This window comes from Ramlibacter sp., assembly GCA_019635435.1.
Classification (GTDB): Bacteria; Pseudomonadota; Gammaproteobacteria; order Burkholderiales; family Burkholderiaceae_C; genus JAHBZM01.
In genome coordinates this window covers 3,722,414-3,739,794 of sequence record JAHBZM010000001.1, presented here as the reverse complement: position 1 = coordinate 3,739,794, position 17,381 = coordinate 3,722,414, and the positions used below count along the sequence as shown (strand labels likewise).

The following is a 17,381-nucleotide window of genomic DNA, read 5'->3' as shown; positions in this document are numbered from 1 at the left end:
CTACTGATTTGATAGCTGAAAGTGACCGCCGCTGCTGGACTCCAGCCACTTTTGATGCCTAAACCGGGCTGAAAAGGTCAACCCGGTCGGTGATGATGCCGTCGGTGCCCAGATCGATCAGGCGCTGCGCGGCCCATTCGTCGTTCACGGTGTAGCTCAGGGTGCGCAGGCCCGCGCTTTGGGCCTGGGTGACGCTGGAGCGGTCCCACAGCGCGTGGTTGCAGACGACGGCACTGCAGCCCAGCGTGAGCGCGGTTTCCAGCCAGCCTGTCCACAGCGTGTCCAGCAGCAGCCCGCGCGGCAGCTGCGGCGCGGTGGCCTGGGCGCCGGCCAGCGACTCGAGGCGAAACGAGGTCAGCAGCGGCGCCACGGCGGCCCCGGCCCACAGGCGCGCGGCCTCGCGCGCCACCACTTCACCGGTGAGCTGCTCCAGGCCCGGCGTGGGCTTGATTTCGATATTCAGGCAAAAGCCATTGGCCAGGCAGTAGCGCGCGGCGTTTTCCAGGGTGCACAGGGGCTCGCCCGCGTACGCGCGCGAATGCCAGCCGCCTGCGTCCAGCTGCGCCAGCGCCCCCCAGGGCTGTTCGCCGCCGATGCCGCGGCCGCTGGTGGTGCGCTCCAGCGTGGCGTCGTGCATGAGGAAGACCACGCCGTCGGCTGACAGCTTGGCGTCGCATTCGAACATGCGGTAGCCGTGCTGCGCGCCCAGGCGGAAGGCCGCCAGCGTGTTCTCGGGTGCGAGCCGGCCGGCGCCGCGATGGGCCACCCAGCGCGGGTAGGGCCAGGGCGCGCTCATGGCAGGCGCTTGCCGGTGGCGGCGTCGAACCAGTGGACCCGGTCCTCGCGCGGCGCCACGTGGATGGTGCTGTCGGGCTGCGGCGCGGGGTGCTGTTCGTCGGTGCGCACGATCAGCTGCTCGTCGCCCAGGCGGCAATACACCAGGCGCTCGGCGCCCAGCAGTTCGACGGTCTCGACCTTGATCTCCCAGCCCGCGCTGCCGATGTCCAGGTGCTCGGGGCGGATGCCCATGATGCTGCCTTCGCGCGCGCCGGGTGCGTGCTTGAGCAGGTTCATGGGCGGCGAGCCGATGAAGCTGGCCACGAAGGTGGAGGCCGGGCGGTGGTACACCTCTTCAGGCGTGCCGAACTGCTCCATCACGCCAGCGTTCATGACCATCATGCGCTGCGCCAGCGTCATGGCCTCGACCTGGTCGTGGGTCACGAACAGGCTGGTGATGCCCAGCTCGCGATGCAGCTTCTGGATCTCCAGCCGGGTCTGCGCGCGCAGCTTGGCGTCCAGGTTGCTCAGGGGCTCGTCAAACAAAAACACCTGGGGCTGGCGCACGATGGCGCGGCCCATGGCCACGCGCTGGCGCTGGCCGCCCGAGAGCTGGCGCGGCTTGCGGTCCAGCAGGTGGCCCAGCTCCAGGATCTTCGCGGCCTTGTCGACGCGGGTCTTGATCTCGTCCAGCGGCACCTTGGCGATCTTCAGGCCATAGGCCATGTTGTCGAACACGCTCATGTGCGGGTACAGCGCGTAGTTCTGGAACACCATGGCGATGTCGCGCTCGGCCGGCTCCAGGTCGTTGACCACGCGCCCGCCAATTGAAATTTCGCCGCCCGTGATCTCTTCCAGGCCGGCCACCATGCGCAGCAGCGTGGACTTGCCGCAGCCCGAGGGGCCGACGATGACGATGAATTCGCGGTCGGCGATGTCGGCGTTGACGCCGTGGATCACCTTGACCGTGTGCTTGCCGCTGCCGTAGTGCTTGACGACGTCTTTGAGTTGGATGGAAGCCATGATTTCTGATTTACTTTTCGGTGTCGACCAGGCCCTTGACGAACCAGCGCTGCATCAGCATGACCACCGCCGCGGGCGGGATCATGGCCAGCACGGCCGTGGCCATCACGATGTTCCAGTCGGTCGCGGCGTCGCCGCCGCTGATCATGCGCTTGATGCCGATGACCACCGGGTACATGGTCTCGTTGGTGGTCACCAGCAGCGGCCAGAGGTACTGGTTCCAGCCGTAGATGAACTGGATCACGAAGAGCGCGGCGATGCTGGTGGTCGATAGCGGCACCAGCACGTCCTTGAAGAAGCGCAGGGGCCCGGCACCGTCCATGCGCGCGGCCTCGACCAGTTCATCGGGCACGGTCAGGAAGAATTGCCGGAACAGGAAGGTGGCCGTGGCCGAGGCGATCAGCGGGATGGTCAGGCCGGCGTAGGTATTGAGCATGCCCAGGTCGGACACCACCTTGTAGGTCGGCCCGATGCGCACCTCCACCGGAAGCATGAGCGTGACGAAGATGGCCCAGAAAAAGAGCATGCGGAACGGAAAGCGGAAATAGACGATGGCAAACGCCGAGAGCAAGGAAATGGCGATCTTGCCAACCGCGATGACCAATGCGGTGATCAGGCTGACCATCATCATGCGACCGACCGGTGCGTTCGATGCCCCGCCCTTGCCCGTGCCACCGAGCGCGGCCGTGTAGTTCTCGATCAGGTGCGAACCGGGCACCATGGACATCGGCGCCTGCAGGATCTCATCGGCGGTTTGCGTGGAGGCGACGAAGGTCACGTAAAGCGGAAACGCCACGACGAACACGCCGGCGATCAGCACGAGGTGCGACAGGATGCGCAGGAAGGGGCTGCGTTCGACCATCAGCGGCCGCCCGGCCGCCCGAAGGACGCTGAGCGCCCCCTCGGGGGGCAGTGAACAAAGTGAACGTGGGGGCTCATGTCAGTATTGAACCTTCTTCTCGACAAACCGGAACTGGATGATGGTCAGGATGATGACGATGAACATCAGCACCACCGACTGGGCAGCCGAACCGCCCAGGTCCAGTGCCTTGAAACCGTCGTAGTAGACCTTGTAGACCAGAATGGCCGTGTCGCGCCCCGGGCCACCCTCGGTCGCCGCGTCAACAATCGCGAACGTGTCGAAGAAGGCGTAGACCATGTTGATCACGAAAAGGAAGAACGTGGTGGGCGACAGCAGCGGGAACTGGATCGACCAGAAGCGGCGCCACGGCCCGGCGCCGTCGATGGCGGCGGCCTCCACCAGCGACTTGGGGATGCTCTGCAGGCCGGCCAGGAAGAACAGGAAGTTGTAGGAAATCTGCTTCCAGACGGCGGCAATCACGATCAGCGTCATGGCGTGGTTGCTGTTGAGCAGGCTGTTCCATTCAAAGCCGAAGCGGCGCAGCGCATACGAGACGATGCCGATCGACGGCGCAAACATGAACAGCCACAGCACGCCGGCCACGGCGGGCGCCACGGCATAGGGCCAGATCAGCAGGGTGCGGTAGACCAGCGTGCCCTTGACCACGCGGTCGGCGAACACGGCCAGCACCAGCGAAAGGCCGATGCCGAGAAAGGCGACCAGCACCGAGAAGATGGCCGTGATCTTGAACGAGGCCAGGTAGGTGGCGTCGTGCATCAGGTTGGTGAAATTCTTGAACCCCACCCATTCGGTGGACAGCCCGAAGGCATCGGACTGCTGGAACGACTGCAGCAGGGCCTGGGCCGCAGGCCAGAAAAAGAAGATGGCAATGACGGCCACTTGCGGTGCCAGAAGCACCCAGGGCAGCCAGGCAGAACGGAAGACGACGCGTTTTTCAGAAGCCACAGTGTTTCAACCCGAAAGGGAGCCGCGCCCCGGTCGGGGCAGCGGCAGGCGGAGCCGGGAGTGTAGTGCGGGTGCGCACCTCCCCGGCCCGCGCGTCAGCCTCAGTTGGCTTTCTGGAAGCGTTCGAGTTGCTCGTTGCCGCGGCTCACGATGGCGTCCAGCGCTTCCTTGGCCGACTTCTTGCCAGCCCAGACCTGCTCGAGTTCCTCGTCCTCGATCGCGCGGATCTGGATGAAGTTGCCCAGACGGATGCCGCGTGACTTGTCGGTGGTCTTGCGGATCATCTGGTTGACCGCGACATCGGTACCAGGGTTGTTCTTGTAGAAGCCGGAATCTTCGGTGAGCTTGAACGAGGCCAGGGTGATCGGCAGGTAGCCGGTGCGCTGGTGGCTCTTGGACTGGATGTCGGCGTTGGTCAGGTAGTGGAAGAACTCGGCCACGCCCTTGTACTCGGCAGGCTTCTTGCCCCCCATCACCCACAGCGAGGCGCCGCCGATGATGGTGTTCTGTGGCGCGCCGGCCACGTCAGGGTAGTAGGGCAGGGGCGCAATGCCAAATTCGAACTTGGCGTTCTTCTTGATGCTGGCATAGGACGATGACGATGCCGTTTGCATCGCGCACTCACCCGCGTAGAAAGGGGCGTCGCCCTTGTTGCCACGTCCGCGGTAGACAAACAGGCCCTGCTTGGCCATGTTGGACAGGTTCTCGATGTGGCGCACGTGCAGCGGGCTGTTGGTGACCAGGCGGGCGCTGGTGCCGCCGAAGCCATTGTTTTGCGTGGCAAACAGCGTGTTGTGCCAGGTGGAGAAGCTCTCCAGCTGGGTCCAGCCCTGCCAGCTGGTGGTGAACGGGCAGCTCACGCCGGCGGCCTTGAGCTTGGCCGCGGCCAGCACCAGCTCAGGCCAGGTGGCCGGCGGGTGGTTGGGGTCCAGGCCGGCTTTCTTGAACAGGTCCTTGTTGTAGTTCAGCACGGTGGTCGAGCTGTTGAACGGGAAGCTCAGCATCTGGCCACTGGGCGCGGTGTAGTAGCCCACCACGGCCGGGATGTAGGCCTTGGGGTCGAACTTGTAACCGGCGTCGGTCAGCACCTTGCCCACCGGCACCACGGCGCCCTTGGCGGCCATCATGGTGGCGGTGCCCACTTCAAACACCTGCAGGATGTGCGGGGCGTTGCCGGCGCGGAAGGCCGCCACGGCGGCGGGCATGGTTTCGTCATACGTGCCCTTGTAGGTGGGCACGATCTTGTAGTCTTTCTGACTCTTGTTGAAGCCGTCGGCCAGGTCGGTGACCCAGTCGTTCAGGCCGCCGGTCATCGAATGCCACCACTGGATCTCAGTCTGGGCCTGGGCCGGAAAGGCGAGTACAGCCGCGAGTGCCGCGGCAGAAAGTTGCAGTTTCATGAAAACTCCTGAATTGGATGCTTCAGATTACGATGGAAATGTGACAGGCGATTTAACGCGCCGCGTCCCGCCCGCCACAAGCGGGATTTCCATGAGGCTGCCACCCCGGCGACAGGGGCATGCTGCGCTGCGGTAACATCCCTTTTCAGCCGGGTAGTCGCTTTGGCTGAGCACCCAACCACCCGATGAACGCCCCCACTACGCTCAATCACCTCATGGCCGCGGTCGATGACGCGCCGCGCTTGCGAGAGATACCTTATAACTACACCTCGTTCTCCGACCGCGAGATCGTGATCCGGCTGCTGGGCTCCCGGGCCTGGGATGTGCTCAGCCGCCTGCGCGACGAGCGCCGCACCGGCCGCTCGGCCCGCATGCTCTATGAAGTGCTCGGTGACATCTGGGTGGTGCAGCGCAACCCCTACCTGCAGGACGACCTGCTGGACAACCCCAGGCGCCGCCGGCTGCTGGTGGACGCGCTGCGGCACCGCCTGGGCGAGGTCGAAAAACGCCGCGAGCCCGACAAGGACCCCGAGCGCGATGCGCTGGTCGGCGAGCTGCTGATCGCCGCCAGCGCCGCCGTCCGGGCCTTTGATGACACCTTCGCGGCCACCGCCGACCTGCGCCGCAAGGCCCAGCGCGTGCTGGGGCGGCTCACGGCCAGGGACAACATCAAGTTTGACGGGCTGAGCCGCGTCTCGCACGTGACCGACGCGACCGACTGGCGCGTGGAGTACCCCTTTGTCGTGCTCACACCCGACACCGAGGCCGAGATGGCCGGCCTGGTCAAGGGTTGCATCGAACTGGGCCTGACCATCATTCCGCGCGGCGGCGGCACCGGCTACACCGGCGGCGCGATCCCGCTGACCTGGAACAGCGCGGTGATCAACACCGAAAAGCTCGAGGCCATGACCGAGGTCGAGATGATGGCCCTGCCCGGCCTGGACCAGCCGGTGCCCACCATCTGGTCCGAGGCCGGCGTGGTGACGCAGCGCGTGGCCGATGCGGCCGAGCGCGGCGGCTTTGTGTTCGCGGTGGACCCGACCTCGGCCGAGGCCTCGTGCATTGGCGGCAACATTGCCATGAATGCCGGTGGCAAGAAGGCCGTGCTCTGGGGCACGGCGCTGGACAACCTGGCTTCGTGGCGCATGGTCACGCCGCAGGCCCAGTGGCTGGAGGTCACGCGGCTGAACCACAACCTGGGCAAGATCCATGACGCCGAGATGGCCAGCTTCGAGCTCAAGACCTTCGAGGCCGACGGCAAGACGCTGGTGCGAACCGAGCGCCTGGACATTCCGGGCAGGACCTTCCGCAAGGAGGGCCTGGGCAAGGACGTGACCGACAAGTTCCTCAGCGGCCTGCCCGGCATCCAGAAAGAGGGCTGTGACGGCCTGATCACCAGCGGCCGCTGGATCGTGCACCGCATGCCGGCGCACACCCGCACGGTCTGCCTCGAGTTCTTCGGCAATGCCCGCGACGCGGTGCCCAGCATCGTGGAGATCAAGGACTTCATGTTCGCCGAGCAGAAGCGCTCGGGCGTGCTGCTGGCCGGGCTGGAGCACCTGGACGACCGCTACCTCAGGGCCGTGGGCTATGCCACCAAGAGCAAGCGCGGCGGCCTGCCCAAGATGGTGCTGGTGGGCGACATTGCGGGCGATGACGCCGACGCCGTGGCCCGGGCCACCTCCGAGGTGGTGCGCCTGGCCAATTCGCGCAGCGGCGAGGGCTTTGTGGCCATCAGCCCCGAGGCGCGCAAGAAGTTCTGGCTGGACCGCAAGCGCACCGCCGCCATCAGCAAGCACACCAACGCCTTCAAGATCAACGAGGACGTGGTGATCCCGCTGCCGCGCATGGCGGAGTACACCGACGGCATTGAACGCATCAACATCGAGCTGAGCCTGCGCAACAAGATTGCGCTGACCGACGCGCTCGAGGCCTTTTTCAGCCGCGGCAACCTGCCGCTGGGCAAGAGCGACGATGCCAGCGAGATTCCGTCGGCCGAGCTGCTCGAGGACCGGGTGGCCCAGGCCCTGGCGCTGCTTGGCGAGGTGCGGACCCTGTGGCAGGGCTGGCTGCGCGACGCCGATGCGCTGTTTGCGCAGTTGCAGGACCACTCGCTGCGCGCCAGCTGGAAAACCCAGATCCGCGCGCCGCTGGCCCACATCTTCGCCGGCGACGCCTTCCAGCCCATCCTGGACGAATGCAATGCCATCCACAAGCGCGTGCTCAAGGGCCGGGTCTGGGTGGCGCTGCACATGCACGCGGGCGACGGCAATGTGCACACCAACATTCCGGTCAACAGCGACAACTACGAAATGCTGCAGACGGCGCATGAGGCGGTCAAGCGCATCATGGTGCTGGCCCGCAGCCTGGACGGCGTGATCTCGGGCGAGCACGGCATTGGCATCACCAAGCTGGAGTTCCTGAGCGACGAGGAACTGCGTCCGTTCACCGAATACAAGCACCGGGTGGATCCGGAGGGGCGCTTCAACAAGGGCAAACTGCTACGAAATCAGGAGCACACTGTGCCCGACGGGCCTGGACTCCAGCCCGAAATGTCTTCAAAGGTGGGCCTGTTCGCCGATCTGACCAATGCCTACACGCCCAGCTTCGGCCTGATGGGGCATGAGTCGCTGATCATGCAGCAGTCCGACATCGGGGCCATTGCCAGCAGCGTGAAGGACTGCCTGCGCTGCGGCAAATGCAAACCGGTGTGCGCCACCCATGTGCCGCGCGCCAACCTGCTGTACAGCCCGCGCAACAAGATCCTGGCCACCTCGCTGCTGGTCGAGGCCTTCCTGTACGAGGAGCAGACCCGCCGCGGCGTGTCGATCAAGCACTGGGAAGAGTTCGAGGACGTGGCCGACCACTGCACCATCTGCCACAAGTGCCTGAGCCCGTGCCCGGTGGACATCGATTTTGGCGATGTCTCCATGAACATGCGCAACCTGCTGCGCAAGATGGGGCGCAAGAGCTTCCGGCCCGCGGCAGCGTTGCAGTCGGCCTTCATCGGCATCACCAGCCCGCGCGCGATCAACATCGGCCACACCCTGACCGACTGGAGCTTCAGGGCCCAGCGCCTGGCCAACGACCTGCTCAAGGCGGTGGCGCGCAAGCAGACCAAGGCGCCGCCAGCCACGGTGGGCACCGCGCCCATCAAGGAACAGGTCATCCATTTCATCAACAAGAAGATGCCGGGCGGCCTGCCCAAGAAGACCGCGCGCGCGCTGCTGGACATCGAGGACAAGGACTACGTCCCCATCATCCGCGACCCCAAGCTCACCACGGCCGAAACCGAGGCGGTGTTCTATTTCCCGGGCTGCGGCTCCGAGCGCCTGTTCAGCCAGGTGGGGCTCGCCACCCAGGCCATGCTCTGGCATGCCGGGGTGCAGACGGTGCTGCCGCCGGGCTACCTGTGCTGTGGCTACCCGCAGCGCGGCAGCGGCCAGTTCGACAAGGCCGAGAAAATCATCACCGACAACCGGGTGCTGTTCCACCGCGTCGCCAACACGCTGAACTACCTGGACATCAAGACGGTGGTGGTCAGCTGCGGCACCTGCTACGACCAGTTGCAGGGCTATGAATTCGAGAAGATTTTCCCTGGCTGCCGCATCGTGGACATCCACGAGTACCTGCTGGAGAAGAACATCACGCTGGACGACAGGAGCGGCGGCTACCTGTACCACGACCCCTGCCACAGCCCCATGAAGCTGCAGGACCCGATGAAGACCGTCAAGTCCCTGCTGGGCGACAACGTCCGCAAGAGCGACCGCTGCTGCGGCGAGAGCGGGGGGCTGGCCATGTCGCGCCCCGACGTGTCCTCGCAGGTGCGCTTTCGCAAGGAAGAAGAGATCCGCAAGGACGAAGCCGCCCTGCGCGCCACCGGCGCCGTCAGCGCCACCCAGAACATCAAGATGCTGACCTCCTGCCCCAGCTGCATGATGGGCCTGGGTCGCTACCAGGACGACCTGAAGAACGGCCTGCTCGAAGCCGACTACATCGTGGTCGAGATGGCCAACCAGATCCTGGGCGACGACTGGATGTCCCGCTATGTGGCCGCGGCCAACACCGGGGGCATCGAGCGCGTGCTGGTGTAAGGGCCAGATCGAGTGACCCACGAAGCCTGCAGCCTGTGTGAAGCCGATGGCGGCGAGGTGATCGTGCGCACCCCCCGCCTGCGCGTCATCCGGGCCGACGAGCCCGGCTTCCCGGCGTTCTACCGCGTGGTCTGGCAGGCCCATGTGGCCGAGTTTTCGCAGCTTGAACCCGCCGACCGGCAGCATTGCATGGAGGCGGTGGCGGCGGTGGAACAGGTGCTGCGCGAGCACCTGCGGCCCGTCAAGGTCAACCTGGCGGCGCTGGGCAACATGGTGCCCCATCTGCACTGGCACGTGATTGCGCGCTTCGAGTGGGACAGCCATTACCCCGCGCCCGTCTGGGCCGCCGCAAGGCGCGAGGTGTCGCCCGGCGACGTGGCCGGGGTGGTCTCGGCCCGGCGCGAGCTCGAAGCGGCCATGGTTCAGCGGCTGCTGGCGCTCGGCGTTTAAAACCACGGGATCGTGAAAATCGCACGCTTGGCAGGCTGTGCGGGCTTTTGCCGGTGAATTTTGTTGCTGGTCCTGAGAGCTAAAACCACCTACAGTTTGGGTATTAATTTGTAAGCGTGCGCGTACTGCCTTCGTCGGGAAGGGCCCGGACGCGATGGCGCGGACGGTCCGCACGGATTTTTTGGAGATTGCGATGCTTGCCCCACATGTTCACGCCAGGCCCCTGGCGCCCATTGCGATGGGTGTTTGCATGCTCCTGCTTTCTCTTGGCGCCCAGGCCCAGCAGGCCGGTGAGGTGGAGTTCTCGCGTGGCGTGGGGTTCGCCCAGTCGCCGGGGCAGTCGCCGCGCACGCTGGGCCGGGGCTTGCCGCTGCAGGAAGGCGACCGCCTGACCACGGCCGACGGGGCCTCGGCCATCATCAAGATGGCCGACGGCACCCGCATGACCGTCCGCCCCAATTCGGAGATCGTGGTCCAGCAGTACCGGTTCAAGGAAAACGCAAACGACAACAGCATGCTCATGCAACTGCTGCGGGGCGGCTTCCGGGCCGTCACGGGGCTGATTTCCAAGAGTTCGCCCAGCGCGGCCCGCGTGCAGACCAACACCGCCACCATCGGGATCCGCGGCACGGACTTCGACGCCCGCATCTGCGCCAAGGACTGCGGCGCCGAGTCGGCCAAGGTGCCCGAGAAGGCGCGGCCCAATGCCGTGCTGGCCAGCGCCAAGGTGGTCGCGGCCCAGGGCGTGATCAACGCGGTGGACAGCGAGGGCAAGCGCCGCCAGCTGGTCGACGGGGGCAGCGTCTATCCGGGGGACCTGGTCGAAACCGGCAGCGGCACCCGCGCGGTGCTGGCCTTCCGCGATGACAGCCGCATCACGCTGGGCGCCACCACCAAATTCCGCGTCGACAACTTTGTCTACGACGAAAAGAACGCGGGCGAGGGCCGCTTCCTGGTCTCGCTGCTGCGCGGCTCGGTGCGCGCGCTGACCGGCCTGATCGCCAAGGCCAACAACCGCAATGTGGGTTTCAGCACCGCCACGGCCACCATCGGCATCCGCGGTTCGGGGGGCGACATCAGCTGCACCGGGGCCTGCGCTGGCGAGCCCGGAGGCGACGACACCGGCCTCACCGTGTTCACCTGGCTGGGCTCCTTCACGGTCACGCAGTCGGGCCAGAGTGCCTTGCAGGTGCTCCAGGCCGGGCAGGGCCTGTTCATTTCGCCCTCGGGCATCCGGGCGATTGCGTCGCAGCCGCCGGCCGATGGCCCCCGGCCAGACCAGGTCACCGTTCCCGACAAGTTGTTTTCAAGCAACGATGTATCCGACAACGAGGAAGGCCTGTTCGTCTTCGTGCGCGACGGCCACATCGAGATCGCGACCAAGGACGAGGTCCTGCAACTGGGCCGCGGCGAGGCGGGCTTTGCCGGCAACGATGGCAACACCGCGCGACCCACCACCATCCCCAAGTTCCTGGACTTTGACAAGCTGCCCCTGCCCACCAGCAAGAACCCGTTGCTGGTCAGTGTGCTTGCCGACGCGGGCATCAAGCCCTCGAACCAGTGCAAATGACGCCGGTTACAGGGCGTGACAAAAGCGGCGCGGCGATGCGACAATCCCAGTCAGTGCTGACTGACTTGAGAGGGTGATAACAAGATGAACAAAGGCGCAAAGGTCCGTCAGACCCAGGTGGCGATGGCGGTGGTTCTCATGGGACTGGCCTCGGTCGCCCACTCGCAGGCCGCAACCCCCATGGCGCCCGCGCCTTCGCCGGTCTTTGCCATCAAGGGTTTCAAGATCACCGGGGACAACCCGCTGGGCGACGGCGACACCACCCGCATCCTGGCGCCGTTCCTGCGCACCGATGCCAGCATCGAGACGCTCCAGAAAGCCACCGCCGCGCTCGAGGCGGCCCTGCGCGACAAGGGCTTTGGCCTGCACCGGGTGGCGCTGCCGCCGCAGGAGGTGGGTGACACCGTCACGCTGGACATCGTCAAGTTCACCATCAGCAAGGTCACGGTCGACGGCAACAAGCTCAACGACGAAGTCAATGTGCGGCGCAGCGTGCCCGAACTGCGCGAGGGCCACACCCCCAACTTCAAGAAGATGGCCATCCAGACGGCCATTGCCAACGAGAATCCCAACAAGCAGATCCAGGTGGGCATCAAGGAGGGCGACGAACCCGACAAGATCGACGCCACCATCTCGGTCAAGGAAACGCGGCCCTGGACGTTCTCGCTGGGCCTGTCCAATGCGGGCTCGCAATCGTCCGGGCGTGACCGCTTCACGGTGGCCGGAGGCCATACCAACCTGTTCAACCGGGACCACCAGTTCACGGGCGCCTACACCACCTCGTTGCAGCGCACCAGCGATGTCAAGCAACTGGGCCTGTCCTACCGCATTCCCGTGTACGAGTGGGGCGGCGTCATTGGCGCCAGCTACACCCGCTCCGACGTGGTGGGTAATTTCGGCGCCTTCACCAGCACCGGCGCGGGCCACACGCTGGGTCTCAACTACACGGCCTACCTGCCGCCCAACGGGGGCCGCCGCAGCTACGTGACCCTGGGCTTTGACGACAAGGTCTTTGACCCCTCCAAGATCAACGACATTCCGGTGCCGGGCCAGCTCACGCGGCGCAGCCGCCCGGTCACGCTGGGCTACACCGCGCGCACCGAATCCGACAACGCCTTCTGGGGCTACAACGCCGAACTGGCGGTCAACACCAGCAGCGGGCGGGGCAACGACCTGGCTTCCTACCAGACCGAAGACCCGCGGATCACCACCACCCGCTGGAAAGCCCTGCGCGCCGGGCTCAACTATTCGGCCGGCTTTGCCGGCAACTGGATCTGGGGCGCTCGCGGCCAGTTCCAGTACAGCCCCGACGTGCTGATTTCGGGGGAGCAGTTCGGGATCGGCGGTGTTTCGTCGGTGCGCGGCTCGCGCAGCGAGCGCCCGGTCTCGGGCGACCGTGGCCTGTCGATGTCGGTCGAGGTCACCACGCCCGAACTCACGCCGGGCCTGCGCCTGGTGGGCTTTGTCGACGCGGGCTGGCTGGGCAACAACAACTCCAACGGCGCCAACAAGCCCTCGAGTGACCGGCTGGCCGGCATCGGGCTGGGGCTGCGCTATGGCAGCGGGCCGGTGTCCCTGACGGCCGATTACGGCCGCCTGGTGCGCGGCAGCGTCGTGCCCCTGAGCATCAACTCCGGCTCTCCGCAAAAGGGCGACGACAAGTTGTACGTCAACCTGTCGGTCCGCTTCTGAGCGGCGCCGCCCCCATGGCAGGTCTTCAGGCCGGGTCGCCGACCCCTGTATCACTGACCGTGCACCGCCAGTCGCGCGTGCTGGAGGTGGCTTTTTCTGACGGGGCGGCCTTCCGGATTCCGTTTGAACTGATGCGCGTGTACTCGCCCTCGGCCGAGGTCAAGGGGCATGGCCCGGGCCAGGAGACACTGCAGACCGGCAAGCGCGACGTGGACATCGTGGCACTCGAACCCGTGGGCCACTATGCGGTGCAGCCGACGTTCTCGGACGGGCACGACACGGGCATCTTTTCATGGGACTACCTGTACAGCCTGGGCCGGCAGGAGCGTGAACTCTGGGCCGACTATGAACGGCGCCTGGCGGCAGCTGGCGTGCAACGCGATGCGCCCATGCCCGTCAAGGGGGGTTCGGCCTGCGGCACGCACTGAGGCCGCTGGCTCGGCTCTTCACGGGTGCGCGGGATGCCCGATTGCTATGAATTTCAGAGCATCTGGAGTGGATTCCGGGCGGGCTGGCGGGCTTTTTTCGTCATAATCCCGACAGATTCCCCGCTTTGGTGCAGGGTTGTCGGCCGCTGCGAGCCCATTCACCCCTAGCATTTCACCCATGGCAACAACGCATTTTGGTTTCGAGTCCGTCGAGGAGCGCGACAAGGCGCGGCGTGTGCGCGGGGTTTTTGATTCGGTCGCCCCGCGTTATGACGTGATGAACGACCTGATGTCCATGGGCCTGCACCGCGCCTGGAAGGCCTACACCGTGATGGTGGCCAACCTGCGCGAAGGATCCCGCGTGCTGGACATTGCCGGTGGGACCGGAGACCTCGCCCTGGCCTTCGCGCGCAAGGTCGGGGCTTCGGGCCAGGTGGTGCACACCGACATCAACGAGGCCATGCTGCGCACCGGGCGCGACCGCCTGCTCGACGCGGGCGTGGCCCTGCCCACCCTGGTCTGCGATGCCGAGAAGCTGCCTTTTGACGAAGCGTCGTTCGATGTGGTCAGCGTGGCCTTTGGCCTGCGCAACATGACGGACAAGGACGCCGCGCTGGCCGAGATGAACCGCGTGCTCAAGCCCGGCGGCAAGCTGCTGGTGCTGGAGTTCTCGCGGGTGGCCAAGCCCCTGGAGAAAGCCTACGACTGGTATTCGTTCAACGTGCTGCCGCGTCTTGGCAAGCTGGTGGCCGGGGACGACGCCAGCTACCGCTACCTGGCCGAGTCCATCCGCATGCACCCCGGCCAGGCCGAGCTCAAGGCCATGATGAAGCGCGCCGGTTTCGGCCATGTGGACTGCCACAACCTCACGGCCGGCGTGGTGGCACTTCACGCGGGGATCAAATGTTGAAGCAGTGCATGACAAGGAAAGCGGGATGAAGCTGTTGACTCTCTTGCTGGCGGGCGCCCTGGTGCTGGCCAGTTTCCAGGTGGACGCCAAGCGGCTGGGCGGCGGCAAATCGATCGGGCGCCAGTCCGGCAACGTCACCCAGCGTGAGTCGGCGTCGCCGGCGCCGGGCGCGCCCACCCAGAACGCAGCCAACAGCGCCGCAAAGCCGGCGGCGGCCGGCGCCGCGCCGGCCGCGCCCCGCAAGCCCTGGGGCGGGCTGCTCGGAGGGCTGGCGGCGGGCCTGGGGCTGGCCTGGCTGGCCCACACGCTGGGCTTTGGCGAGGCATTCGGCCAGTTCATGCTGGTGGCCTTGCTCGGGCTGGCCGTGATGATGGTGGTGGGGCTGGTGATGCGTTCACGCCGGGCCGCGCCGCCCGTCGCTCGGCCGTATGCGTTCCAGGGAGCAAGCTCGGCCACGGAGGCGATCGCCCCGCCCCAGTACAGCCCGGACAAGGTGGGCAACGATGCCTCGGCCCGGCCCTGGGAGCGCAACAGCATGGCATTTGACGCCGGCAAGCATGGCGCGCCCGCGGGCGTCCCGGCGGGCGTGCGCATCGGCTCGGCGCTCATGGGTTCGCAGTCCTGGGGGGTGCCCGCGGGCTTTGATGCCGAGGGCTTTCTCGCGGCGGCCAAGCGCAACTTCGTGACCCTGCAGGATGCCTGGGACCGCGCCGACATGCCCACGCTGCGCTCGATGATGACCGATGCAATGGTTGGTGAAATCAGTGCCCAGCTCGCCGAACGTGAGAACCACATTGGCGCGCAGGTCAACAAGACCGATGTGGTCATGCTCGAGGCGCAGTTGCTCGGCATCGAGGACCTGGGTGATGACTACATGGCCAGCGTGGAGTTTTCCGGCATGATCCGAGAGGACCCGTCGGCCGGCCCGAGCCCGTTCCGCGAGGTCTGGAACATGACCAAGCCGCGCAGCGGCAGCTCCGGCTGGCTGGTGGGTGGCGTGCAGGCCCTGCAGTAGCGCGCACCATTCAGTGAATAATCGGGGGACTATGGCAACACAGTCCCCCTTTCCCTTTCTGGACGACCTGCTTGGCAAACTTCCGGCGGGCCTGCAACCGCCGGCCTGGGCCGTGGAGGAGATTCACCAGCGCGTGGTGCTGCTGATCAATCATGTGCTGCAGCAGGAGCCCGAGGCCCAGGCCCGGCTGGTGCGCCAGTCGGGGCGGGTGCTGCAGGCGCGCTGGCGCATGTTCACCATCCGGCTGGCCGCCACCCCTGCCGGCCTGCTCGAGGTGGCGCCCGAAGGCGGCCAGACCGACCTCAACCTGACCCTCACCGAGGAATCTCCCTGGCAACTGGCCCAGGCCGCGCTGCGCGGCGACAAGCCGCCCGTGCGCATCGAGGGTGACGTGCAGTTCGCCGCAGAGATCAACTGGCTGGCCGACCATGTGCGCTGGGACCTTGAAGAAGACCTGTCGCGCCTGATCGGCGACGCGCCCGCCCATGCCCTGGGCCAGGCCGCGCGTGGCATGGCCCAGGCGCTGCGCAGCTTCATTGGCACGCGCGGTCGCGGAACGGCCGTGGCGCCCGCGCCGGATGCCCCCCGGGCCGCTCCATGACCCGCATGTTCCGGGGCGCCTTCATCATCTGGGTGGCGCTGCGCTACGGCCTGGATGAGCTGGTGCTCACCAGCTTCCGCAAGCCCTGGTTGCGGGTGCTGGCGCGCGTGATGTCAGTGGGCCGCAACCTGCGGGCCCCGCGCGGCCAGCGCCTGCGCGAGGCGCTGGAGCGGCTGGGCCCCATCTTCGTGAAGTTTGGCCAGGTGCTGTCGACCCGGCGCGACCTGCTGCCGGCCGACATCGCGGACGAGCTCGCGCGCCTGCAGGACCGCGTGCCGCCGTTTGACTCGGCCGTGGCCATCGCCATCATCGAGCGGGCTTTCCGCCGCCCCGTGGGCGAGGTGTTCGTGAGCTTCGAGCGCGAGCCGGTGGCCAGCGCTTCCATTGCACAGGTCCACTTTGCCGTGGCCCGCGACCGCCATGGCCGCACGCGCGATGTGGCGGTCAAGGTGCTGCGACCGGGCATGCTGCCCGCGATCGAAAAAGACCTGAGCCTGATGCGCATGATGGCGGGCTGGGTCGGCAGCCTGTCGGCCGATGGCAAGCGCCTGAAGCCGCGCGAAGTGGTTGCCGAGTTCGACAAGTACCTGCACGACGAGCTCGACCTGGTGCGCGAGGCCGCCAACGCCGCGCAACTGCGCCGCAACATGTCCGGGCTGGACCTGGTGCTGATCCCCGAGATGCTCTGGGATTTCTGCCATCCCGAGGTCATGGTGATGGAGCGCATGACGGGCATCCCCATCAGCCAGATCGAGCGCCTGCGCGAGGCCGGCGTGGACATCCGCCAGCTCGCGCGCGATGGCGTGACCATCTTTTTCACCCAGGTGTTCCGCGACGGCTTTTTCCATGCCGACATGCACCCGGGCAACATCCAGGTGAGCGTGGCGCCGGCCACCTTCGGGCGCTATATCTCGCTGGACTTCGGCATCGTGGGCACGCTGACCGAGTTCGACAAGGAATACCTGGCGCAAAACTTCACGGCCTTTTTCCGGCGCGACTACAAGCGCGTGGCCGAGCTGCACATCGAGTCAGGCTGGGTGCCGCCCGGCACGCGGGTGGACGAGCTCGAGGCCGCGGTGCGCAGCGTCTGCGAGCCCTACTTTGACCGGCCACTCAAGGAAATCTCGCTGGGCATGGTGCTGATGCGCCTGTTCCAGACCTCGCGGCGCTTCCATGTGGAGATCCAGCCCCAGCTGGTGCTGCTGCAGAAGACCCTGCTGAACATCGAAGGCCTGGGCCGCCAGCTCGACCCCGATCTGGACCTGTGGAACACCGCCAAGCCGTTTCTTGAGAAGTGGATGCTCGAGCAGATCGGCCCGCAGAAGTTGCTGGATGAGCTCAAGGCCCAGGCGCCGCGCTACGCCAAGCTGTTGCCCGAGTTGCCGCGCCTGTTGCACCTGTACCTGCAGCAGCGGCCCGCCGACCAGCGCCATGCGCTGGAGGAACTGCTGACCGAGCAGCGGCGCACCAACAAGCTGCTTCAGGGCCTGATTTACGGCGGCATTGGTTTTGCATTGGGGTTGATCGCCATGCAAATCATCGTCCGGGTGCGGGTTTTCTAGGCATTTTTTTCCGATAATGCCCGGCAGTCCT

At 66.2% G+C, this 17,381-nt stretch carries 14 protein-coding genes; 9 read left to right on the top strand and 5 right to left on the bottom strand.

The features are described 5' to 3' along the window. Window positions 1-58: 58 nt before the first annotated feature. The 5 genes from ugpQ to ugpB form a co-directional block, all read right to left on the bottom strand. The gene (ugpQ, locus tag KF796_18085) at window positions 59-796 is read right to left on the bottom strand and encodes a glycerophosphodiester phosphodiesterase (protein ID MBX3588543.1); all 738 of its coding nucleotides are present in this window, start codon (window positions 794-796) and stop codon (window positions 59-61) included. Next, a complete protein-coding gene (locus tag KF796_18080) occupies window positions 793-1,800 on the bottom strand; it encodes a sn-glycerol-3-phosphate import ATP-binding protein UgpC (GenBank protein ID MBX3588542.1) in 1,008 nt (335 codons plus the stop codon). Before KF796_18080 ends, ugpQ begins: the two co-directional genes overlap by 4 nt. 10 nt (window positions 1,801-1,810) lie before the next feature. Then, on the bottom strand, window positions 1,811-2,662 hold the full coding sequence (gene ugpE / locus KF796_18075; GenBank protein MBX3588541.1) for a sn-glycerol-3-phosphate ABC transporter permease UgpE: 852 nt from the start codon (window positions 2,660-2,662) through the stop codon (window positions 1,811-1,813). A gap of 78 nt (window positions 2,663-2,740) precedes the next feature. Further along, window positions 2,741-3,628 (bottom strand): sn-glycerol-3-phosphate ABC transporter permease UgpA, encoded by an 888-nt coding sequence (gene ugpA, locus KF796_18070; GenBank protein MBX3588540.1) that lies wholly within the window; start codon window positions 3,626-3,628, stop codon window positions 2,741-2,743. A 101-nt stretch (window positions 3,629-3,729) separates the two neighbouring features. After that, window positions 3,730-5,028, bottom strand: coding sequence for a sn-glycerol-3-phosphate ABC transporter substrate-binding protein UgpB (gene ugpB, locus KF796_18065; protein MBX3588539.1), 1,299 nt, complete (start codon window positions 5,026-5,028; stop codon window positions 3,730-3,732). Window positions 5,029-5,213: 185 nt separating this feature from the next. Here ugpB and KF796_18060 point away from each other — a divergent pair, with 185 nt between their 5' ends. The 9 genes from KF796_18060 (at window position 5,214) to ubiB (ending at window position 17,350) form a co-directional block, all read left to right on the top strand. Beyond that, a complete protein-coding gene (locus KF796_18060; GenBank protein MBX3588538.1) occupies window positions 5,214-9,122 on the top strand; it encodes an FAD/FMN-binding oxidoreductase in 3,909 nt (1,302 codons plus the stop codon). A 12-nt stretch (window positions 9,123-9,134) separates the two neighbouring features. After that, on the top strand, window positions 9,135-9,572 hold the full coding sequence (locus tag KF796_18055; protein MBX3588537.1) for an HIT family protein: 438 nt from the start codon (window positions 9,135-9,137) through the stop codon (window positions 9,570-9,572). A gap of 250 nt (window positions 9,573-9,822) precedes the next feature. Next, window positions 9,823-11,142 carry a FecR domain-containing protein gene (locus KF796_18050; protein MBX3588536.1) on the top strand — a complete coding sequence of 440 codons (1,320 nt, stop codon included), beginning with the start codon at window positions 9,823-9,825 and terminating at the stop codon, window positions 11,140-11,142. Window positions 11,143-11,226: 84 nt separating this feature from the next. Beyond that, window positions 11,227-12,834 carry a ShlB/FhaC/HecB family hemolysin secretion/activation protein gene (locus KF796_18045; protein ID MBX3588535.1) on the top strand — a complete coding sequence of 536 codons (1,608 nt, stop codon included), beginning with the start codon at window positions 11,227-11,229 and terminating at the stop codon, window positions 12,832-12,834. A gap of 14 nt (window positions 12,835-12,848) precedes the next feature. Then, window positions 12,849-13,262, top strand: a complete 414-nt coding sequence (locus tag KF796_18040) for a DUF971 domain-containing protein (protein MBX3588534.1) — start codon at window positions 12,849-12,851, stop codon at window positions 13,260-13,262. Between the two features lie 178 nt (window positions 13,263-13,440). After that, complete coding sequence (gene ubiE / locus KF796_18035; protein MBX3588533.1) at window positions 13,441-14,172, top strand: bifunctional demethylmenaquinone methyltransferase/2-methoxy-6-polyprenyl-1,4-benzoquinol methylase UbiE; 732 nt, start codon at window positions 13,441-13,443, stop codon at window positions 14,170-14,172. A 25-nt stretch (window positions 14,173-14,197) separates the two neighbouring features. Next, the gene (locus tag KF796_18030) at window positions 14,198-15,187 is read left to right on the top strand and encodes a Tim44 domain-containing protein (GenBank protein ID MBX3588532.1); all 990 of its coding nucleotides are present in this window, start codon (window positions 14,198-14,200) and stop codon (window positions 15,185-15,187) included. Window positions 15,188-15,218: 31 nt separating this feature from the next. After that, the gene (locus KF796_18025; protein MBX3588531.1) at window positions 15,219-15,788 is read left to right on the top strand and encodes a hypothetical protein; all 570 of its coding nucleotides are present in this window, start codon (window positions 15,219-15,221) and stop codon (window positions 15,786-15,788) included. Further along, window positions 15,785-17,350, top strand: coding sequence for a ubiquinone biosynthesis regulatory protein kinase UbiB (ubiB, locus tag KF796_18020; GenBank protein ID MBX3588530.1), 1,566 nt, complete (start codon window positions 15,785-15,787; stop codon window positions 17,348-17,350). Before KF796_18025 ends, ubiB begins: the two co-directional genes overlap by 4 nt. The last annotated feature ends 31 nt before the right edge of the window (window positions 17,351-17,381 follow it).